Raw genomic sequence first — 21,104 nt, forward strand, 5'->3', positions numbered from 1 at the left:
CTTCTTGGACTTAAGTTGTAAGCGCCGGTCGTTTCGGCGCCCGCGTTCTCGACTGCCACAGCAACACGCCGAAGCCGATAATCAGCCCGGGCACGTAAGTGTAGCTGATATCGCGGCCGATCATCCATTCGACGATCGCCTCGATCAAACTCGGAAATACCAGCAGCAATCCGGATAGCAGAAGCAGGCCTCCCTCGACCCGCGTATTTTGTCGCAGCGCCCAGTTCTGGGCAAATGCGGCCAGCGCCAGCAGTCCCAGGGTGGTCTTGATCGTGATTTCGACGATGTCGAGCCATGATCCGCCCTTGGGGATCGACAGCAGCAGGCCGACGCCCTGCGGATCGAGCACGAACACGAACGGCACCAGGAACGCCGGCAAGGTATATTTCCAGGACTGCAGCGTCGTCTTGTAGGGATCACCGCCGGTGATGGCGGCGGCCGCGAACGGCGACAGCGCGGTCGGCGGCGACACCTCCGACAGCACGGCGTAATAGAAGATGAACATGTGCGCGGCGTAATCGGGTACGCCAAGTTTGGTCAGGGCCGGTGCGGCGATCACGGCGCAGATGATGTAGGAAGCGGTCACCGGCACCGCGAGCCCGATGATCCACACGATCAGCGCGGTGTAGATCGCGGTCAAGAGCAGGCTGCCGCCGGCATAGCTGATCACGATCGCCGAGAATTTGAGGCCGAGACCGGTCAGCGTCACGATGCCGACCACGATGCCGGCGCAGGCGCAGGTGGTCGCCGCGTTCAGCGCGCCGGTCGAGCCTTCAGCCAGCGCCTTGACCAGTTTGCTCGGCACCAGCGCGGTTTCCTTGCGCAGGAAGCTCAGCGCGAAGGTCACGACGATGGCATAGAACACCGACAGCGACGGCGAATAGCCGATCACCATGAATACGACCACGGCGAGCAGCGAGATGAAATGAAAGCCGTAACGCCGGGTCATCTGTCCGAGCGACATCTCCGGCGTGAAGTTGACGTCCTTGGCGCCGAATTTTTTCGCATCCAGTTCGACCATGAACAGCAGCGACATGTAATAGAGACAGGTCGGAATCGTCGCCATCCAGATCACGTCGAGATAACTGATCTTGAGAAACTCGGCGATCAGGAAGGCCGCGGCGCCGAGCACCGGCGGCGACAGGATGGCGCCGAGGCCGCCGGCCGCCAGCAGACCGCCGGCGGCGTTTTTCTCAAAGCCGGCCTTGGCCAGCATCGGGGAGGCCACGGTGCCGATCATCACGGTCGTGGCGACGCCGGATCCGGAGGGGCCGCCGAGCAGGAACGAGGACAGCACCACGGTTCTGCCGGCGCTGTTCGCCTTGCCGCCCATCAGCGCCAGCGAGAAATCGATGAAGAACTTGCCGGCACCGGATTGCGCCAGGAACGCGCCATAGATCGTGAACAGGATGATCAGGGTCGCCGACACGTCGACTGCGACGCCAAAAATACCTTCCAGCGTGATGAAGAGATGGCCGACCAGCCGGGGCAGATCGTAGCCGCGATGGGTCCATGGCGCCGGCAGATGCGGGCCGAGCATTGCATAGGCGATGAACAACACGGCCACGACGGGCATGATCAGCCCGGTGGTGCGCCGCGTCGCCTCCAGCACCAGCACAATGAAGACGATGCCGACGATGACGTCCCAGCGGTCGGGCGAGGTGGCGCGGTCGGTAAAGTCCTCGCCGCCCCAGAGCGCATAGACGATGGTCGCGACCGCAAAGATGCCGGGCACCACGTCCCACCAGCGCACCCGGTTGCGAAACCGCGTCGCCAGCGGAAACAGCAGGAAGCTCAGCACCAGCGTGAATGCGACGTGGGTGTAGCGCAGTTCCTGGGTCGGAACGATCGCGTAAGCCGCATAGAGGTGGAACAGGCTCATCACCACCGCAATGGTGGTCGAGATCCGTCCCGCCCATCCCATCAGGCGGTTGGCCGCGCCTTCCTCGGCCTCGATGAACAATTCAGCCTTATGCAACGCCTCGTCGGAAACGGCGACGACGTCGTCATTGGGCAACGAATTGCCTGGTGGTTGACCCTGTGCGGCCATGCAGCCCCCGGAGCGCATTGACATCTCCCGGCCGATCGCCGGGGCCTTTTACGGCGGCGCATTCATGCCGGTTTGGGCAGGCGTGGCAAGGGCATAAATCGAGAGATTTTGGGATGGTTACATCCATGCGAGGGTTGCATCGACCGCCACGCGCTGGACGGGTTGACCGCGGGCACATGCCCGTTCAACTTCCCGTCCAAATCAAGGGGAGAGAAAGTCGATGGAACGGCTCAAGGACAAGACGGCGATGGTGGTCGGCGCGGGTTCGATCGGGCCCGGCTGGGGCAACGGCAAGGCGACCGCGGTTACTTTTACTCGCGAAGGTGCGCAGGTGTTTTGCGTCGATCGCAACGCGGCGGCAGCCGAAGAGACCGTGAAGATCATCACGGGCGAGGGCGGCAAGGCGGCGGCCTTTACCGCCGACGTCTCCCGCGCCGCCGATGTCGAGGCGATGGTGGCGGCGTGCCTGAAGACCTATGGCCGTATCGATGTGCTCGACAACAATGTCGGCATTGCTGAAATTGGCAGCGTGGTCGAGACGACGGAATCCGAATGGGATCGCGTGTTCGCGGTCAACCTCAAGAGCGCCTTCCTCGCCATGAAGCACGTTATTCCGGTGATGCAGAAACAGGGCGGTGGCTCGATCATCAATATTTCATCGATCGCCTCGATCCGCCACGTCGGCATTTCCTACGTCTCCTATGGGGCGTCGAAGGCGGCGATGAACCAGATGACGCGCACCACTGCGGTGCAGTTCGCAGCCGATCATGTCCGGGTGAATTGCATTCTGCCGGGCCTGATGAAAACGCCGATGGTCGAGCACTCCGCAGGTCTTGCGGCGAGTTATGCCAAGGGCGATGTCGAGGCGATGTGGCGGGCGCGCGACGCGCAAGTGCCGATGGGGCACATGGGCGACGCCTGGGATGTCGCCAATGCGGCGCTGTTTTTGGCGTCCGACGAATCCCGCTACGTCACCGGGCTCGAACTCGTGGTCGATGGCGGGATGACGGCGAGGTCGGCATAACCCAAGCGCGGGTTCGCGCTTCCGCTACTGCGCCATCGCCAAGATGCCGCCGGCAAAGGAGTACCACATCGGCGTCATGCTGATCGGCCAGTTCAGCAGCTTGACGGCGATCAGCGCGGCGCCGCCATAGATATAGACCGGATGCGGGCGGCCGCGCGTGCGCCAGTCGTGCACGATGGCAACCACGAGCAGCAGATAGGCGACGAAGGCCGGCGGGATGGTGACGGGCACCGGCGGCGGGCCGAGCGGCCCGGGCGGCGCCAGGAAGGTGAGAAACCAGCGCGCCACGGCCGCATCGAGCAGCGAAATGCCGGCCAGCAGCATCAGCCGCTTGTGGGTTTCGCTCCGGCGGATGTTCGCGATTCCCAACGCGAACACCACCGCGAAGAACAGGATGCCGCTGAGCGGGACGATCGCAAACGCGATGCCTTCACTGGTGAGCCCGGCCGCGGCTGATCGCTTCATCGCGTTGACCGCAACCAAAAAGCCGAAGATCGTCATCGCGGTCGCCAGCGACACGCCGATCATCCCGATTGCGCGGTGCCGGGTGACATTTCCCGATGCGGCGAGCCATGCCTGGAACGCGAAGTAGAGCGACCAGGCGAAAAACAGCAGGCCGTGAAAATGGACGACGGGCGAGGCCGAGAGCGATCGCGACATCATCGGCAGCCAATAGGTGGGGGCAAAGCCGAGAAACGCGACGGCCATGCAGGCCAGCGCCATGTAAAAATAAAAATATCCGGTTTGGGTATACGCGGTCGCGCGCGGCGGAGTGGTGTCGGTCAGGATGGCCATGGTTTTGAGTCGACCAAACAGAGGAAAGGTTCAACGAAAATTCTTCAATGGATATGTACACTTGCGGGCGAAAAGTGCGGCTTCCCGGACGTCATGTTTCAGCCAGAGCCGGTTTTCGAACGGCTAACGAAATTCGCCTTGGCCGCTGTCGGAAGCTCACCTCGCTTGCTAGGATTGTCCATCGTCGAGAGCGTTTTTCGGGTCTGTTGATGCGAGGTTGTCCTATCATCCGCAATATTGTCGTCGCTTCCCTGCTGTCGACGGCGTTCGTGCAAGCCGCCTTCGCAACCGGCGCCGAGCCGACCAAAGATCCGCAAGTCGATCCCGCGCCTTGCGTTGCGGCTGCGGCGGCCAATGACGACGACAAGACCATCAGCGTTTGCGGCGCGTTGATCCGCAACGAAAAGACCGCGAGGTCCGACCGCATCAAGGCATTGATCGCGCGCGGCGGCGCCAATGATCGCAAGGATCTGATCGACCGCGCCATTGCCGATTATGACGGCGTGCTGCGGCTCGATCCGGCGCTGGCCGATATCTTCAACGCGCGCGGCGAACTCTGGCGCAAGAAGGGCGACCGGCCGAAGGCATTGCAGGACTTTGGCATGGCGATCAAGCTCAACCCGGAGCATCCCACCGCGCGCGGCAATTACAAATCGCTGGCGCAGGAGCTCGAGCGTCTCGGCGCGCTGATGGCGGTCTACAACAAGCCGAGCTTCAACTGCGCCACCACGAAGCAGCCGGTGGAGAAGGCGATCTGCGCCAGTCCGGACCTTGCCAAGTTTGACCGCGAGATCAGTGCCGTGAACACCAAGGTGGTCCGCGATGCGAGCGCGGACGGCCCGCGCGCCCGTGCCCTGCAGCGTGAGCAGGATGATTTCGTCGCCCGCCGCGGCGCCGCCTTCGGCCAGCCGGGTTACGATTTGCGCAGGGCCATGAAGGAACGGCTAGACCAATTGCTGGCGATCGAGTCGCGCTGAGCGGTGGTCAAGCTTTAGCCGATCGCCGAGCTGTTCCGGCTTGATCTGGCGCGACTTCCCGTGACAATGCGTGGCAAATAGCATTGTCGCCCACACCGTCATGGCCGGGCTGGTCCCGGCCATCCACGTCTTGCTTATCCAACAGGCAGCAAAGACGTGGATGCCCGGGACAAGCCCGGGCATGACGAGTGGGTGGGCCACGGGAGAAATGCCATGAACACCCACGGAAAGAGCCGGTACCACGAAATCCACGCCCGCTCGCTCAGGGATCCCGAAGGCTTTTGGGCCGAGGCGGCGCGTGAAATCGACTGGATCGAGGCCCCAAGGAAAATCTTCGATTCCACGATGGGCCCCTACGGCCGCTGGTTCACCGATGGCGTCGTCAACACCTGCTACAACGCGCTCGACCGCCATGTCGCAGGCGGCCGCGCCGATCAGGTGGCGCTGATCCACGACTCGCCGCTGACCAACACGGTCACCAAATTTACCTATGCGCAGATGCTGAAAGAGGTGCAGACGCTCGCGGCGGTCATGCAGGATTTCGGTGTCACTAAAGGCGACCGCGTCATCCTCTATATGCCGATGGTGGCGGAGGCCGTGTTCGCGATGCTGGCCTGCGCGCGGATCGGCGCTGTTCACTCGGTGGTGTTCGGCGGTTTTGCAACCAAGGAGCTCGCGAGCCGGATCGAGGATGCGAAGCCAAAATTGATCTTTTCGGCGAGCTGCGGCATCGAGCCCGGCCGCATCGTGCAATACAAGCCGCTGCTCGACGAGGCGATTGCGCTGTCGAGCGTCAAGCCGCAAACCTGCATCATCCTGCAGCGGCCGCAACAGACCTGTGAACTCACTGAAGGCCGCGATCACGACTGGGCGCAATTGCGCCGCGCCGCGCTCGATGCCGGCAAAACCGCGCCCTGCGTCCCGGTCAAGGCGACCGATCCGCTCTACATCCTCTACACCTCGGGTACCACGGGAATCCCCAAAGGCGTCGTGCGCGACAATGGCGGGCATCTGGTCGCGCTGAAATGGTCGATGTTCAACCTCTACGGCGTCAAGCCCGGCGAGGTCTGGTGGTGCGGCTCCGACATCGGCTGGGTCGTCGGCCACAGCTACATCGTTTACGGACCGCTGATCCACGGCGCGACCTCGATCATGTATGAGGGCAAGCCGGTCGGCACGCCGGACGCCGGCGCGTTCTGGCGGGTGATCTCCGAGCACCAGGCGGTCGCCTTCTTCACCGCGCCGACCGCGTTCCGCGCCATCAAGAAGGAAGACCCTGATGGCACCTTCATCCGCAAATACGATCTGTCGAAATTCCGTAACCTGTTTCTCGCCGGCGAGCGCGCCGATCCGCCGACCGTGGAGTGGGCGGAGCAGCAGTTGAAGGTGCCGGTCATCGATCACTGGTGGCAGACCGAAACCGGCTGGTGCATCGCCGGCAATCCGGTGGGGCTCGGCATGCTGCCGGTCAAGCACGGCTCGCCGACGGTGCCGATGCCGGGCTATCAGGTCGATGTGGTCGATGAGGCGGCAAGACCGGTGCCTGCGGGCACCATGGGCTCGATCGTCATCAAGCTGCCGATGCCGCCGGCCTGCCTGCCGACGCTGTGGGAGCAGGAGGCGCGTTTCAAGGAAGCCTATCTCACCGAGTTTCCCGGCTATTACAAAACCTCCGACGCCGGCTACAAGGACGAAGACGGCTATGTGTTCGTGATGGGCCGTACCGACGACATCATCAACGTTGCCGGCCACCGGCTTTCCACCGGCGGTATGGAGGAAATCCTGGCCTCGCATCCCGACGTCGCCGAATGTGCGGTGCTCGGCATCAAGGATACGATCAAGGGCGAGGTGCCCTGCGGTTTTCTGGTGCTGAAGGCCGGCGTTACGCGCAGTCATGCCGATGTCGAAAAGGACGTGGTGGCGCTGGTGCGCGACAAGCTCGGCCCGGTCGCAGCCTTCAAGCTCGCGATCACGGTCGCCCGCCTGCCCAAGACCCGCTCCGGAAAAATCCTGCGTGGCACCATCAAGAAAATCGCCGACGGCGACGCCTGGACCATGCCGGCGACCATCGAGGATCCCAAGGTGCTCGACGAAATCGGCGCCGCGCTGAAGGGCAGGGTGTGATTTAGTTGGCCGTCATGCCCGGGCTTGAACCGGGCATCCATCAATCTCCGAAAATGCCTTGATTTCGATGGATTGCCGGGTCAAGCCCGGCAATGACGAAACCGGACCCATGGATCAGTCATGCGACATAGCCCCGCTCGACTTCTCATCGCCCTGCTGCTCACCGCGCCCTTGCTCGCGGGCTGCCTGGAACGGGGCCAGCCGACCATGGTCGATACCAGCGCCGACGACGATGCGTTCTGCCGCGCCAACAACGTGGCGCCGGGGTCGAACGACTACGTCATCTGCCGCAAGAACCGCGACGTGCAACGCGGCAATGCCAACGCCCGCACCGACCGTGCCCAGCGAAACCTCGCCGAGCAAATGCTGAACAATCCGGTCCGGCCGTGATCAGGAGGTCATCATGAACGAAGACGTCTTCAACACCAGCCTGCGCGGCTTTCTCAAGAAGGTCGGCATCACCTCGCAGCGCGAAATCGAAAAAGCGGTCCGCGACGCCCTCGCCAGCGGCCGCCTCAAGGGCAACGAGAAGCTGCCGGCCAAGATGGTTCTGACCATTGGCGGCATCAGCCTCACGCACGAGATCAACGACGAGATCGAGTTGGGTTAGAACAAGCGATGCGCCCCTCTTCCCCTCTCCCCTTGTGGGAGAGGGTGGCTTCGCGAAGCGAAGACGGGTGAGGGGTTGTCTCCGCGGATAGAGACCTCTCGGCGGATAGAACCCCTCATCCGGCGCTTCGCGCCACCTAAGAGCGAGCTTCGCTCGTCTCGGCTCCCACAAGGGGAGAAGGAAGAGGAGCCACTCCGACTTTTCTAGAAAGATACTTCATGGACATCAAGGTCAGAGATTCCAACGGCGCGCTGCTCGCCGAGGGCGACACCGTCACGCTGATCAAGGATTTGAAGCTGAAAGGCTCCTCCACCGTGCTGAAGCGTGGCACCGTAATCAAGAACATCCACCTCACCGACAACGAAGACGAGATCGAAGGCCGCACCGACAAGGTCAAGGGCCTGGTGCTGCGCACGGAGTTTTTGAAGAAGGCGTGAGGGAGGTTCGCCGCAGCGAGGCACGCAGCCAACTACCGCTCATTGACCTTCGAATCGATGCTATAAGACCGCCCATGGAACCGATCGCCATCAAGCTGCTGGGCTTTGCGGCCGCAACGTGCACGACTCTCGCTTACGTCCCGCAGTTCGTAAAAGTCTGGCGAACCCGCTCGACGGAAGACATTTCGCTCGGAATGTTTCTGGTCATGGTGGTCGGCGTCCTGCTGTGGCTGGTGTACGGCCTGCTGTCCGGAGATGCGCCGTTGATCGTTGCCAACGCCATCACGATCGTGCTGGCCGGCGGAGTTTTGTTCATGAAACTGAAATACGGCTGAGCGCCGCAGCTCACCAAAACAAAAACGCGGCAGGTTGCCCCGCCGCGTTTGAAATCCGGCAATTCAAAATTCCCGAATACGGAAACCTACTCCTCGTCGTCGTCCTGCTTCTTGCCGCCGATCGTCTTCAGCTTGGCGAACACGGCGTCGACGTTGAGGTCGTCGCGCTGCTTTTCGGTCGGCTCGAATTCCGGCTCCTTCTTGGTGGTCTCGGAGGCCGGCAGCAGGGTGGCGCCGCCGTAGGCGGCGGGGACCGGCTTTTCCTTGGCGGCGCGCTGCACCTCGAAATCGAGCTCGATCTGCGAGCACAGGCCCAATGTCACCGGGTCCATCGGGGTCAGGGTCGAGGCGTTCCAATGGGTGCGGTCGCGGACCGAGGCAATGGTGGTCTTGGTGGTGCCGACCAGGCGCATGATCTGGGCGTCCTTCAGCTCGGGATGGTTGCGCACCAGCCAAAGGATCGCGCTCGGCCGCTCATGGCGGCGCGACACCGGGGTGTAGCGCGGGCCCTTCTTCTTGGCCGCCGGGGGCAGGGTAACCTTGCTCTCGCCGAGCTTGAGGCGGTAGTTCGGGTCTTTTTCGCCCCTTTCGATCTCGTCGCGGCTCAATTGGCCGGTCGAAATCGGGTCCATGCCCTTGATGCCCTGGGCTGCGTCGCCGTCGGCGATGGCGCGGACCTCCAGGGGGTGCATTTTGGTGAAATCGGCCACCTGGTCGAAGGTCAGCGCGGTATTGTCAACCAGCCACACGGCAGTCGCCTTTGGCATCAGCGGTGCATTGCTCATGGCAAATCTCCTTTGTGCCTCGCCCACCTCTTTTTGGAGGCGAAGTCTGCGGTCATCGGGGATGACGGGAATTCCGGGCCTATATACCCCTTGAGGGCCCATTGGCGCAATGGCCAGCTAAAGTGCCTTGACAGCGCCCAAAAGCAGCCCCAAGTCCTTATGCAAATTGGCCGTTCCCCGCCCGCCGGCGAGGGGTGATTCGGTCCCCGAGATGGCCCCCATGACCTCTTTATCGGCGTCAGCCAAACCAGACCTGAAAATCGTGCTTTGTTCCCCCCGCGGCTTCTGTGCCGGCGTGGTACGGGCCATCGACACCGTCGAGCGGGCGCTCGCGATCTACGGCGCCCCCGTCTATGTCCGCCACGAGATCGTGCATAACCGCTATGTCGTGGACAGCCTGAAGACCAAGGGCGCGATCTTCGTCGAGGAACTGGCCGAAATTCCCGACAATACCAGCGCACCGGTGGTGTTTTCCGCCCATGGCGTGCCGAAATCGGTTCCGGCGGATGCCCGCGCGCGCAATTTCTTCTCGCTTGACGCGACCTGCCCGCTGGTCACCAAGGTGCATCGGGAAGCTGCGATCCATTTCAAGCGCGGCCGTGAAATCCTGCTGATCGGGCATTCGCATCACCCGGAAGTCGTCGGCACGGTGGGCCAGCTGCCGGCAGGCGCCGTGACGCTGATCGAGACCGCGGAAGACGCCAAGACCTTCACCCCGAAGAATCCGGACAACCTCGCTTTCGTGACCCAGACGACGCTGTCGATCGACGACACCGCCGAAATCGTCGCCCTGCTGAAGGAGCGTTTCCCGAACATCAACGGCCCGCACAAGGAAGACATCTGCTACGCCACCACCAACCGTCAGCTTGCGGTCAAGAAGGTGGCGCCGGTGGTTGACGCCCTGATCGTGGTCGGTGCGCCGAACTCGTCGAACTCACAGCGCCTGCGCGAAGTCGCCGAGCGCGAGGGCTGCCCGGTCTCGGTGCTGGCGCAGCGCGCCAGCGATCTCGACTGGTCGCGGTTCGAAGGCATCACGAGCCTCGGCATCACGGCGGGCGCCTCGGCGCCGGAAGTGATCGTCGAGGAGATCATGGGCGCGTTCGCCGAGCGCTATACGCTGCATGTGGAGACGGTCTCGGCCGCGGAAGAAAACGAATTCTTCCCGCTGCCGCGTTCGCTGCGGCCCGACGCAGCTTAGGGCGCGCTAGTGCGGCGGATTTGAAGTTCCCCAGAGTTTGACGCGAGTGCGGTGGGAACTTCAAATCCATAAGCCGCACTAGTAATAAGATTTTTCTGGTGTCCCCTTGATCCCGAAGTTCGCATCCAAGGGGCCGCGGGGGCGCGCGAACTTCGGGATCAAAGGGACACTACATGGCGGTTTACACGGACGTTGCCGCCGAAGACCTCGCGGAGTTCCTCAAGGGTTACGACATCGGCGAATTGCTCTCCTACAAGGGCATCGCCGAAGGCGTCGAGAATTCCAACTTCCTGATGCACACCAGCAAGGGCGCCTACATCCTCACGCTGTATGAAAAGCGCGTGGCGGTGGACGATCTGCCTTACTTCCTGTCGCTGATGGCGCATCTGGCCGATCGCGGGGTGCATTGCCCGCAGCCGGCGAAAAACCGCCAGGGCGACGTCTACAGCCATCTCGTCGGGCGGCCGGCGGCGATCATCAATTTCCTCGAAGGGATGTGGCCGCGGCGGCCCAACGCCGCGCATTGCAGCGGCGTCGGCGAGGCGCTCGCCAAAATGCATCTGGCGGGCGGCGACTTTCCTCTTGTCCGGAAAAATCCGCTGTCGGTCGAGGGATGGCGGCCGCTGTTCGACCTGTCGGCGCCGCGTGCCGACAGCGTGCAGCTGGGCCTTCGCGATTTCATCGCCCGCGAACTCGATCACCTCGAGGCGAACTGGCCAAAGGATCTGCCGCTCGGCGTCATCCATGGCGATCTGTTCAACGACAACGTCTTCTTCCTCGGCGACAAGCTTTCCGGGCTGATCGACTTCCCGTTTTCCTGCAACGACATCCTGGCCTATGACGTTGCGATCTGCCTCAACGCGTGGTGCTTCGAGCCGGATCATTCCTTCAACGTCACCAAGGCGCGCGCGCTGCTCGGCGCTTATGGCCGCGAACGGAAATTGTCCGATGCCGAGCAGGACGCGCTGCCGCTGTTGGCGCGCGGCTCCGCGCTGCGCTTTTTGCTGACGCGTCTGGTCGATTTCCTCGACGTCCCGCCGGGCGCGCTGGTGAAGCCGAAAGACCCGGTCGAATATGTCCGCAAGCTGCGTTTCCACCAGAGCGTCCAGTCGGTGCGCGACTACGGCCTGACGCAGGCGGGATGCGCTGCGTGAGCGATTCAAAGCCGCATGTCACGGTCTTCACCGACGGCGCCTGCTCGGGCAATCCCGGCCCCGGCGGCTGGGGCGCGATCCTGAAATTCGGCGACACCGAAAAGGAATTGAAGGGCGGCGAAGCCCACACCACCAACAACCGCATGGAATTGATGGCGGCGATCTCGGCGCTGGAAGCGCTGAAGAAAGCCTGCGTCGTCGACCTCACCACCGACAGCCAATATGTCCGCAAGGGGATCACGGAGTGGATCCATGGCTGGAAGCGGAACGGCTGGCGCACGTCCGACAAGAAGCCGGTCAAGAACGTCGACCTGTGGCAGCGCCTCGACGCCGCGCTGAAGGCGCATGAGGTGCGCTGGCACTGGATCAAGGGCCACGCCGGCCACGAGGAGAACGAACGCGCCGATCAGTTGGCCCGCGACGGCGTCGCGATGGCACGGCTGAAGGCGTAGGGCTCGGGTGACGGGTGTCTCTTCCCCTTTCCCCTTGTGGGAGAGGGTGCCGGAGCGGAGCGCAGGCGGGTGAGGGGTTCTCTCCGCGGACACAACTGTCTCTACGGATAGAGACCCCTCATCCGGCGCGCTACGCGCGCCACCTTCTCCCACAAGGGGAGAAGGGAGGATCAGCGAAGTCGCTGCTTTACAGCTGCCCGAGCAGCGTATCGCCGCCGGAAACTTCGACCTTGCCGGGGGCCGGCTCGAGGTTGAGCTTCTTGACCACGCCGTCTTCCACCAGCATCGAATAGCGCTTGGAGCGGATGCCGAGGCCGTTGCCGGACGCGTCGAGCTCCATGCCGATCGCCTTGGTGAAGTCGGCATTGCCGTCGGCGAGGAAGGTGGCTTCGTCGCGCTGGTCGGTGTCGCGTTTCCAGGCGTTCATCACGAAGGCGTCGTTGACGGAGACGATCGCGATGGTGTTCACGCCCTTGTCCTTGATGGCGTAGGCGTTGAGGAAGATGCTCGGCAGATGCATCTTGTGGCAGGTGCCGGTATAGGCGCCGGGCACCGCGAACAGCGCGACCTTCTTGCCCTTGAAAATATCGTCGGTGGTTTTGACCTGCGGCCCTTCCGCCGTCATTACGCGAAACTTGGCTTCCGGCAGCTTGTCGCCAACTTGGATCGTCATCGTCAATTCTCCCTCATGAGCGGATAGGTCTTAAACCCTGCGGCTGGCGGGCACAATATTCGGTGTCCCGGAAACGGCAATGCCGTCCTGCGTTCACTGTTCTGTCATCAGCCGGTAAACCCGCCGGTGTCGAGGAATGCCTGTTCTTCAGGCGTCGTTTCGCGCCCCAGGATGCGGTTACGGTGCGGAAAGCGGCCGAACCGGCGGATGATGTCGGCGTGATGCTCGGCATATCCCTTGTTTTCGGTATTGTCGGTCCCGCGGAACAGTTCGATGCAGCGCAGCTGGTCGGGCAAATGCTCCGAATGCATGAACGGTAGATAGAGGAATTCGAGCAGCGCCGGGTCGATACGCTTGTCCACGTCGCGGTCGATGGCGCGGGCCGCAACGTCGCGCGCCAGCCTGTCGCTTGCATAGGTCTGGGCGTCGCCACGAAACATGTTGCGGGGAAACTGATCGAGCACAATGGTGAGCGCCAGCGTGCCGTCATCGCTCGCTTCCCATGACGACAATTCGCCGGCGGCGGCCTTCCGCCACAGCTCGAGATATCGCCGGCGCACTTCCGCGTCGAACGCATCGTCGCGGCTGTACCAGCGGTCGTGGCCGGCTTCGCGCCAGAATGTGAGGATGTCTGCCGGCGTGGGGTCGCGAGCGTCAGTCATGATCCGACGCTCGCTCCACGGTTCGGTCTCAGGCCGCGGCCTTCTTTTCGTCGCGCAGTTCGCGGCGCAGGATCTTGCCGACATTGGTCTTGGGCAGGTCGGTCCTGAACTCGATCTGCTTGGGGACCTTGTAGGCGGTCAGCTGCGTGCCGCAGAACTTGATGACGTCGTCGGCCGTGAGGTTCGGGTCCTTCTTGACGATGAAGGCCTTGACCGCCTCGCCTGACTTGGAGTCCTGGACGCCGATCACGGCGCACTCCAGCACGCCCGGATGGCTGGCGATCACTTCCTCGATCTCGTTCGGATAGACATTGAAGCCGGAGACCAGGATCATGTCCTTCTTGCGGTCGACGATCTTGGTGTAGCCGTCCGGCGTCATTACGCCGATGTCGCCGGTGCGGAAGAAGCCGTCCGCCGTCATCACATTCGCGGTCTCTTCCGGCCGGTTCCAGTAGCCCGCCATCACCTGCGGACCCTTGGCGCAGATCTCGCCGGCTTCGCCGAGCGGCACTTCCTTGCCGTCATCGTCGCGGATCGAGAGGTAGGTCGAGGGAACGGGAATGCCGATCGAACCGGAGAACTTGTCGGTGTCGGCGGGGTTGCAGGTCAGCGTCGGCGAGGTTTCCGACAGGCCGTAGCCTTCCGACAGCGCGCAGCCGGTGACCTTGAGCCATTTCTCGGCCACGGCCTTTTGCGTCGCCATGCCGCCGCCGAACGAGGTCTTCAGCTTGGAGAAATCGACCTTCTCGAAACCGGGCGAGTTCAACAGGCCGTTGTACAGCGTGTTGACCGCCGGGAAGCTGTTGACCTGGTATTTCATCAGCTCCTTGATGAAGCCCTGCATGTCGCGCGGATTCGGAATCAACAGATTGACGCCGCCGGCCCGCACCCCGAGCAGGAAGCACGCCGTCAGCGCGAAGATGTGATAGAGCGGCAGCGCGCAGACGATGAACAGTTCGTCGACATGCGGCGGCTTCTTCAGCGCCGGCTGCAGCCAGGCGTCGTTCTGCAGCACGTTGGCGAGGATGTTGCGGTGGAGCAGCGTCGCGCCCTTGGAAACGCCGGTCGTGCCGCCGGTATATTGCAGGAAGGCGACGTCATCGCGGCTGAGTTGCGGCTTGCTGAGTTGCATGCCGCGGCCGGCGGCCAGCGCGTCGTTGAAGGAGACGGAGCCCGGGATCGACCAGGCCGGCACCATCTTCTTCACCTTGCGGACCACCAGATTGACGATCACGCCCTTGAAGCCGAGCAGGTCGCCCATGCTGCCGACGATCACATGCTTGACCGCGGTCCTGGCGATCACCTGCTGCACCGTGGTGGCGAAATTCTCCAGCACCACGATCGCCTCGGCGCCGGAATCCTTGAGTTGATGTTCGAGTTCACGCGGGGTGTAGAGCGGGTTGACGTTCACCACCGCATAGCCGGCGCGCAGCACGGCGGCGGTCGAGACCGGATACTGCAGCACGTTCGGCATCATCAGCGCGACGCGGGCGCCCTTTTGCAGGCCCTTGCTCTGCAGATAGGCGCCAAGGGCAGCCGACATCTGGTCGAGGTCGCGGTAGCTGATCGACTTGTCCATGCAGATGAACGCCTTGCGGTCGGCGAACTTCTTGAAGCTCTCTTCCAGCAACTCGACGAGCGACGAGTACTGATTGACGTCGATATCGGCGGGCACGCCGGCCGGATATTGCTTGAGCCAGATCCGCTCCATGATATTTCCCCTCTGGTTAGTTCCCGATTTCTGGAATTCTTGGGCCGGGATGCCTCGTTTTTGGCAGTATTGTGAATGCCGCCGCCGATGGCAAGCGGCTGCGCGCTATCGACGCATTGGGAATCAACAAGTCAACGTCCGGAACGGGCGAAAAGCGCCTTGATTGCCGGGCCTTGCGGGCTCTCTAACCAGCCGGTTTGGATTCGCTCTTAGGTTTTGCGGCGGCGTTGGGCTTGGCGGGCTTCGCGGCCGGCTTGTCGCCCGAAGCGGCAGGTTTCTCGGCCGGCCTGGCGACGGGCTTGGCAGCTGCGGCAGGCTTTGCAGCTGCCACAGGCTTTGCAGCTGCCACAGGCTTGGCGGCGGCAGCAGGCTTTGCGGCGGCGGCGTCTGGTTTGATATTCGCGTGCCGGACCGCGGCCGGCTTGGCCGCGGGTTTTGTGGCCTCGGTCCTGGCGGCGGTCTTCGCTTCAGACTTGGCTTCAGACTTGGGCTTATCCGCGTCCGGCTTCTTCGCCGCGACTGCGACCCGCGATTTCTTGCCGCGGCGCGTATCCTGCTTTTGGTCATCCGCGGCCACGGCGGCAATCAGCTCCGGGCCGGTCTTCTTCGGGCCGGTATAGACCACCATGGGCTCACCAGCGGTGTACGCCGCGGCGAGCAGCTCCGAGGGTTTTGCCGTCGGCGCCTGCAGTCCTGCGGAGAAGAAAGCCAGTGCCGGGCTTTGGCCCTCGCTGGCGGCGGCCATTGTCGTGTCCGCATCCTCGTCGGTGGCGGGCCGCTTGCGTTTGCCGTTGCACATCTCCTCGCGCAGGTTCGGCGGCGTGGCGTCGATCGGCACCAGATTATCGACGGCGCCGAGCGAGGGCCGCAGCCATCCCAGCCCGTTGCTGGCAAAGCCGCGCTCCAAGAGCTGGGCGGCGCGCACCGCCCGCGCCTGGCCCGAGGTCGAGCCGAGCACGACCGCGATCAGCCGCTTGCCGTCGCGCGTCGCCGAGGCCACCAGATTATATCCGGACGCGCAGATGAAGCCGGTCTTGAAGCCGTCGGCGCCGGCATAGCGGCCGATCAGCTTGTTGAAATTGTTGGTGGTGCGGCGGCCGAAACGGATCGCCGGGATGTGCATGAAATATTCGTATTCGGGCAGATCGCGAATCACGGCACGCGCCAAAATCGCAAGATCGCGCGCCGAGGTGATCTGGCCATCGGCGGGCAGGCCGTTGGGATTGACGTAGCTCGTCTGCGTCATGCCGAGCCGCTGTGCGGTCGCGTTCATCATGCCCGAGAAGCCGTCGACGGAGCCACCGACGCCTTCGGCGAGCACCACGGCCATGTCGTTGGCCGACTTCACCATCACCATCGCCAGCGCGTTCTCGACGGTGACTTGCGTGCCCGGTTTGAAGCCCATCTTCGACGGCGACTGCGAGGCGGCCACCGGCGAAACCGTCAGCACGCTGTCTAGGCGGAGGCGTCCTTCCTTGACGGCCTTCAGCGTGACGTAAGCCGTCATGATCTTGGTCACCGAGGCTGGATACCAGGGCATCGTCGCATTTTCGGCCTGCAGCACCTTGCCGGTGTCGGCTTCGACCACCAGCAGCGCCTCGGCATGCGCGGTGCGCGGCGTGACCAACGCAAGCGCGGCGACGAGCAGGATCAGGTTCAACAACGAATGGCGAAGCCGCGGGCGATGAAAATGCACTTTTGCGTTCCGGTCCTTTGAGACCCGCCTTCGAAAAAGGAGGTCCTGATATCCGACGTTCGGGTTTCAAGCGTGTCCGGTGCCGTCGCTCACGGCGGCTGCAAGCCTATACCGGCTTGCCGTTCCGGAACAGAGGTTCGCTAATTAAATCGTGGACGAAATAGACGCAATTTCGCCGATAATTCAATCCGGTGGGGGCGCAGGGGTGGGGCTAATGTGTCTCAATGCTGGCCCGCGCGTCGGCCTGCACCATGAACTGGGCCCGCGCGAGTTCCGCAAAGCGGCCGCCTTTGGCCACCAGTTCATCGAAAGTTCCGCTTTCGATCACACGTCCGTTGTCGAACACCAGGATGCGCGTCGCGTTGCGGATGGTCGAAAGCCGGTGGGCGATCACGAAGGTCGTGCGGCCCTTCATCACTTCGTCGAGAGCGGCGTTGACTTTTGCCTCGGTGACCGCGTCGAGCGCGCTGGTGGCCTCATCGAGGATCAGGATCGGCGGGTCCTTCAACAGCGCGCGCGCGATCGACAGCCGTTGCCGTTCGCCGCCGGACAGCATGCGGCCGCGCTCGCCGGCATGGGTCTCGAATTTCCTGTCGCTGCGTTCGATGAATTCGAGCGCCTGCGCCCGCGTCGCCGCGATGCGCATTTCTTCTTCAGTGGCGTCCGGTTTGCCGACGAGCAGATTGTCGGCGAGCGAGCGGTTGAACAGCAGTGCCTCCTGGAACACCACGCCGATATTCCGCCGCAGCGCGGTCAGCTTCAGGGCGCGGACATCCATGCCGTCAATTTTGATGATGCCGGACTGCGGATCGAACGCGCGATGCAGCAGCGCGATCGCCGTCGATTTGCCGGCGCCGGTCGGGCCGACCAGCGCGATGGTCTGGCCGGGCAAAGCGGTGAAGGACAGATCCTCGATCGCGGGCCGCTTGCCGTCATAGGAGAACGAGACGTCGTTGAATTCGACCAGGCCGGAGAGCCGGCCGGTGTCGACAGCGCCGGGCCGATCGCGCACCGCGGGCACGGCGTCCAGCACGTCGAAGAATTCCTGCAGGCGCGGCGCTTCCATGAACACGCTGTTGATGAAGCTCACCACCTGTTCGAGCTTCTGGATCAGCATGGTCGCGAAAGAAACGAACATCACGATCTCGCCGACCGTGGTCAGCCCCTGCTGGTGCAGATAGATGCCGACGGTGAAGATCGCGAGCACCGTGATGGTGGTGGAGGCGCGGGTGATCACGGTGACCAGCGCCCACCAGCCGAGCACCGGCATCTGCACTGCGAGCAGCTTGTCGGCGACGTAGCGCAGGCCCTGCACCTCGGCATCGATGCGCACGAAGCTCTGCACCAGCGCGACATTGCCGAGCGCGTCGGAAGCGCGCGCGGAGAGGTTTGAGTAATGCTCCTCTACCTCGCTCTGCATGCCGTAGGTCTTGCGCACCACCAGCGTGGTCAGCACCGTGAATATCACGCACAGCAGGAACAGCAGGATCGCCAGCCGCCAGTTGATGTAGAGCGACAGCGGCAGCAGCACCACCAGGGACATCAGCGCGGCAAAATGCTCGCGGAAGAATCCGAGCCAGAGCCGCCACAGCGAATCCGTGCCGTTCAGCATCACCTTCATCAGCCGCCCGGAATGGGTGCCGGTGTGGAAGGTCAGCGGCAGCTGCATGATGTGCTCGAAATAATCGGTCAGCACCGCCTGGCGCTGGCGGTGCGCCAGCTTGTCGGCATGGAGCGCGACGAGGGCGCTGCAGGCGATAGTGAACAGACCGAACCCCACCCAGGCCGCCAGCAGCGGCCAGGCCCCCGACGACGACAGCGGACCCGGCGCCGCCTTGCCGGAGAGCACGTCGATGATCTTGCCGAACAGCACGGGCTCGGCGAATTGCGCGCCGGCCAGCAGCAGATTGGCGCCGGCCAGAATCCAGCCCAGCCGCGCCTCTTTGCCGAGCAGCTCGAGGACGCGGGTGTAAAGGCGAATCATGGACATGCCGCAAGCACTGGAGGGGCGGGGCGATCAGTCGAGCCGCATTCTAATCAGGGATCGCCACCGAGAACCAGCGTCCGCGCGACTTTTACTCAATTGATCAGCCGGCCGTTGACCGGGGGCAGGAACTGGTCGTCGAAAATATCAGCTGCTACCGGCCGCTTCTGGAATTTGAAGCCTTCCGCGAGCTGATCGATCGACCGCTCGAACCTCGCAATATCGATGCCGCCGATGCCGTTGCGCCTGACCTCGCCGGTCAGGATATTGTCGCGCAGGATGGCGCTCAGCCGTTCGAGCTCCAGGTCGCGCGAGCCGCCGTCCATGCGGTTGACGACCTCGGTCACTGCGGCCGCGGGGTCCTTGATGGCCAGATGCGTGCCGCCGATCACCGCCCGCACAAATCCCCTCACCGCTTCCGGTTTGGTGGCCGCCAGCGCCGGGTTGACGACAATGGCGAAACCGTAGGCGTCGCAGCCATAGTCGGCGAATTTCAATACCGCCAGATCGTCGGCCGGCACGCCACGGTCTTTCAGGTTGATCGCCGACAGATAGGAAAATCCGGTGACGGCATCGATCTGGCCCGCCGACAGCATCGGCTCGCGCACCGCGGCGCTGATATTGCTTTGCTTGACGCTCGCGATCTTGATGCCGTTCTGCTTCGCCACCGCCGGCCATAGCCGGATCGAAAGATCGCCCTCGGCGACGCCGAGATTCTTGCCTTCGATGTCCGACAGCGCCCGGACGCCGCGGCTCTTGCGGGCGATGATGGCGTAGGGGGCCTTGTTGAACAGCATGAACACCGCCTTGACCGGCGGGACGCCCTGCTTGTCCTTGTCGCGAAAACGCACCAGCGCGTTGATGTCGACCAGCGCGAAATCGCTGGTGCCGGCGGCGACGCGCGTGATCGCATCCGGCGATCCGCTGGCGATGTTGATGGTGACGGCGAGCCCCTCGGCGGTGAACAGGCCGCCGGTGGCCGCCATCACGAAAGGCGCGTCCGTCGCATCGATGGGGCGGTCGAGCGAGAACTGGATCGCGAGCGGCGGTCGTGGTTCGTCCGCGGCAAGGCTCACCCCCGCACCGAAGCACACCACTCCGCAAAGGCCTGCAAGCGAGGCCAGCATCGAGCGAAGGGCGTTGGTTCGGCGTGCACGCATTGAGCTTACGTCACTGGGAGATGGGACAAGTTGCCGCGCGGCCAAGTCTGTTGGATCGCAGGTCTGTTTCAGGACAAGAACACCGGCATTACAAGCCTTAAACGCAGGCATTCTGTCGCATCCAACGTGAACGGGCGATGACTGCCACGATTTGGCCAGAGATCGTTCAGCTTGCGTTTGGTTTGGGGAACCTAATATCCGCCCAGTGGTTAGCAATTCGAGGCCTGTCAGGCCAAGCTCCCACGGAGGACATTGAGATGTTTGCACGAACAGGAGTGTTTTCATCGATCGGCCGCGCCGGCGCGGTGGCGACGGTTGTCGCGCTAGCCCTGACGGCCTACCAGCCGTCGGCAGCTTTCGCCGGCTCGGCCGCGCCCGCCAAGGATGTAACGGCCAAGACGGGGACCAGCGGCGCGACTGACTTCAGTTCGCGCGCCAGGAGATATCATGGCGGCGGTGGCGCCGCGGCGGCTGCGGCCTTCGCCGGCATCGTCGGCACCGGCATCGCGATTGCGGCCGCCCAGAACCGCCGCGATTACTACTATGGCAACAGCTACGGTTACTACGGGGGCGGCCCGGCCTATTACGCTCCCCCGGCCTATTACGGCGGCGGCCCCTACTACTACGGCGGTGGCTACGGCCGTGACCGGTACTATGGCGGCTACAAGAATCCCAACTACTGGTAATTGCGAGCGTTGTTAAGGCCGATGTTAAACACGAATCCACCGGCCGCCCCCGGCCGGTGGATTTTTTTTGGTTGTCAAGCCGGCCGTTAACACGCTGCCCACGGCTTTCGATTAGGTTTAAGGGATGAGTGATTCGCTCGAACGGCTTTATCAGGCGGTGCTCGCGGCCAGGGATCTTGATCCGGCAATTTCGCGAACGGCGCGGCTGTTTCAGCGCGGCCCGGCCAAGATGGCCAAGAAGCTGGCCGAGGAAGCCATCGAAGTCGTGATCGACGCCGTCAACGGCGATACCGATGCGGTGGTCCGCGAGAGCGCTGATCTTCTCTACAACCTGACCGTTCTGTGGGCAGCCGCCGGGGTCAAGCCCGAGGATGTCTGGCGCGAGATGGCGCGGCGCGAGCTGATGCTCGGCATCGCCGAGAAGCTGCCGAAATCGACGGTCAAGCCGCCCAAGGCGATTCCTGACAAGGCGGCCTCCGCCAAGGCGTTACCCAAAGCGGTGACACCACCTGCGGTTCGGCGGCGAATTGTCGCGCTGGAAGGCCGCAGCCTGCGAAAGCGGCACTAAATCTCCCAAAATTCCGTCGTCTG

At 63.3% G+C, this 21,104-nt stretch carries 21 protein-coding genes; 12 read left to right on the plus strand and 9 right to left on the minus strand.

The window, feature by feature from the left end; genetic code table 11:
- Positions 1-10: 10 nt before the first annotated feature.
- Positions 11-2,068 (minus strand): TRAP transporter permease, encoded by a 2,058-nt coding sequence (locus JQ609_RS27830; protein WP_249128495.1) that lies wholly within the window; start codon positions 2,066-2,068, stop codon positions 11-13.
- 202 nt (positions 2,069-2,270) lie between these two features.
- Between JQ609_RS27830 and JQ609_RS27835 the strand changes: the two genes are divergently transcribed.
- Positions 2,271-3,074, plus strand: a complete 804-nt coding sequence (locus tag JQ609_RS27835; protein ID WP_212276071.1) for an SDR family NAD(P)-dependent oxidoreductase — start codon at positions 2,271-2,273, stop codon at positions 3,072-3,074.
- Positions 3,075-3,098: 24 nt separating this feature from the next.
- Here the strand turns inward: JQ609_RS27835 and JQ609_RS27840 are convergent, their stop codons facing one another.
- The gene (locus JQ609_RS27840) at positions 3,099-3,869 is read right to left on the minus strand and encodes a hypothetical protein (protein ID WP_212276072.1); all 771 of its coding nucleotides are present in this window, start codon (positions 3,867-3,869) and stop codon (positions 3,099-3,101) included.
- 209 nt (positions 3,870-4,078) lie between these two features.
- Between JQ609_RS27840 and JQ609_RS27845 the strand changes: the two genes are divergently transcribed.
- From JQ609_RS27845 to JQ609_RS27870, 6 genes are all read left to right on the plus strand, one after another.
- The gene (locus JQ609_RS27845; protein ID WP_212276073.1) at positions 4,079-4,846 is read left to right on the plus strand and encodes a hypothetical protein; all 768 of its coding nucleotides are present in this window, start codon (positions 4,079-4,081) and stop codon (positions 4,844-4,846) included.
- 213 nt (positions 4,847-5,059) lie between these two features.
- Positions 5,060-6,970 (plus strand): propionyl-CoA synthetase, encoded by a 1,911-nt coding sequence (locus JQ609_RS27850; RefSeq protein ID WP_212276074.1) that lies wholly within the window; start codon positions 5,060-5,062, stop codon positions 6,968-6,970.
- A gap of 120 nt (positions 6,971-7,090) precedes the next feature.
- Positions 7,091-7,360 (plus strand): hypothetical protein, encoded by a 270-nt coding sequence (locus JQ609_RS27855; RefSeq protein WP_212276075.1) that lies wholly within the window; start codon positions 7,091-7,093, stop codon positions 7,358-7,360.
- A 13-nt stretch (positions 7,361-7,373) separates the two neighbouring features.
- Positions 7,374-7,580 carry a DUF6494 family protein gene (locus JQ609_RS27860; RefSeq protein ID WP_212209855.1) on the plus strand — a complete coding sequence of 69 codons (207 nt, stop codon included), beginning with the start codon at positions 7,374-7,376 and terminating at the stop codon, positions 7,578-7,580.
- A gap of 218 nt (positions 7,581-7,798) precedes the next feature.
- Complete coding sequence (locus tag JQ609_RS27865; protein WP_011665834.1) at positions 7,799-8,017, plus strand: alkylphosphonate utilization protein; 219 nt, start codon at positions 7,799-7,801, stop codon at positions 8,015-8,017.
- A gap of 74 nt (positions 8,018-8,091) precedes the next feature.
- On the plus strand, positions 8,092-8,352 hold the full coding sequence (locus JQ609_RS27870) for a SemiSWEET transporter (protein ID WP_212276076.1): 261 nt from the start codon (positions 8,092-8,094) through the stop codon (positions 8,350-8,352).
- A gap of 86 nt (positions 8,353-8,438) precedes the next feature.
- Here JQ609_RS27870 and JQ609_RS27875 read toward each other — a convergent pair whose 3' ends face one another.
- On the minus strand, positions 8,439-9,137 hold the full coding sequence (locus JQ609_RS27875; protein WP_192735298.1) for a DUF1013 domain-containing protein: 699 nt from the start codon (positions 9,135-9,137) through the stop codon (positions 8,439-8,441).
- A 220-nt stretch (positions 9,138-9,357) separates the two neighbouring features.
- Between JQ609_RS27875 and ispH the strand changes: the two genes are divergently transcribed.
- From ispH to rnhA, 3 genes are all read left to right on the plus strand, one after another.
- Entirely contained in the window at positions 9,358-10,335 is a 978-nt protein-coding gene (gene ispH, locus JQ609_RS27880) for a 4-hydroxy-3-methylbut-2-enyl diphosphate reductase (protein ID WP_212276077.1), read from the plus strand.
- A gap of 173 nt (positions 10,336-10,508) precedes the next feature.
- On the plus strand, positions 10,509-11,489 hold the full coding sequence (locus JQ609_RS27885; protein WP_212276078.1) for a homoserine kinase: 981 nt from the start codon (positions 10,509-10,511) through the stop codon (positions 11,487-11,489).
- On the plus strand, positions 11,477-11,941 hold the full coding sequence (gene rnhA, locus JQ609_RS27890) for a ribonuclease HI (protein ID WP_212276079.1): 465 nt from the start codon (positions 11,477-11,479) through the stop codon (positions 11,939-11,941). Before JQ609_RS27885 ends, rnhA begins: the two co-directional genes overlap by 13 nt.
- Positions 11,942-12,128: 187 nt before the next feature.
- Here the strand turns inward: rnhA and JQ609_RS27895 are convergent, their stop codons facing one another.
- From JQ609_RS27895 to JQ609_RS27920, 6 genes are all read right to left on the minus strand, one after another.
- A complete protein-coding gene (locus JQ609_RS27895; RefSeq protein ID WP_192735294.1) occupies positions 12,129-12,614 on the minus strand; it encodes a peroxiredoxin in 486 nt (161 codons plus the stop codon).
- A gap of 107 nt (positions 12,615-12,721) precedes the next feature.
- Positions 12,722-13,276: a DUF924 family protein gene (locus JQ609_RS27900; RefSeq protein ID WP_212209850.1), complete on the minus strand. Its 555-nt coding sequence runs from the start codon at positions 13,274-13,276 to the stop codon at positions 12,722-12,724.
- A 28-nt stretch (positions 13,277-13,304) separates the two neighbouring features.
- Positions 13,305-14,987 (minus strand): long-chain fatty acid--CoA ligase, encoded by a 1,683-nt coding sequence (locus JQ609_RS27905; protein ID WP_212209849.1) that lies wholly within the window; start codon positions 14,985-14,987, stop codon positions 13,305-13,307.
- A gap of 184 nt (positions 14,988-15,171) precedes the next feature.
- Positions 15,172-16,683: a D-alanyl-D-alanine carboxypeptidase family protein gene (locus JQ609_RS27910; protein ID WP_212276080.1), complete on the minus strand. Its 1,512-nt coding sequence runs from the start codon at positions 16,681-16,683 to the stop codon at positions 15,172-15,174.
- A gap of 211 nt (positions 16,684-16,894) precedes the next feature.
- Positions 16,895-18,673 (minus strand): glucan ABC transporter ATP-binding protein/ permease, encoded by a 1,779-nt coding sequence (locus JQ609_RS27915; protein WP_212276081.1) that lies wholly within the window; start codon positions 18,671-18,673, stop codon positions 16,895-16,897.
- Between the two features lie 89 nt (positions 18,674-18,762).
- On the minus strand, positions 18,763-19,827 hold the full coding sequence (locus tag JQ609_RS27920) for an ABC transporter substrate-binding protein (RefSeq protein WP_212276082.1): 1,065 nt from the start codon (positions 19,825-19,827) through the stop codon (positions 18,763-18,765).
- Between the two features lie 257 nt (positions 19,828-20,084).
- On the opposite strand from JQ609_RS27920, the gene JQ609_RS27925 reads away from it, so the two are divergent.
- Positions 20,085-20,513: a hypothetical protein gene (locus JQ609_RS27925; RefSeq protein WP_212276083.1), complete on the plus strand. Its 429-nt coding sequence runs from the start codon at positions 20,085-20,087 to the stop codon at positions 20,511-20,513.
- A gap of 124 nt (positions 20,514-20,637) precedes the next feature.
- Positions 20,638-21,081, plus strand: coding sequence for a phosphoribosyl-ATP diphosphatase (gene hisE, locus JQ609_RS27930; protein WP_212209844.1), 444 nt, complete (start codon positions 20,638-20,640; stop codon positions 21,079-21,081).
- Positions 21,082-21,104: the final 23 nt, after the last annotated feature.

This window comes from Bradyrhizobium sp. AUGA SZCCT0169 (genome assembly GCF_018130085.1).
Classification (GTDB): Bacteria; Pseudomonadota; Alphaproteobacteria; order Rhizobiales; family Xanthobacteraceae; genus Bradyrhizobium.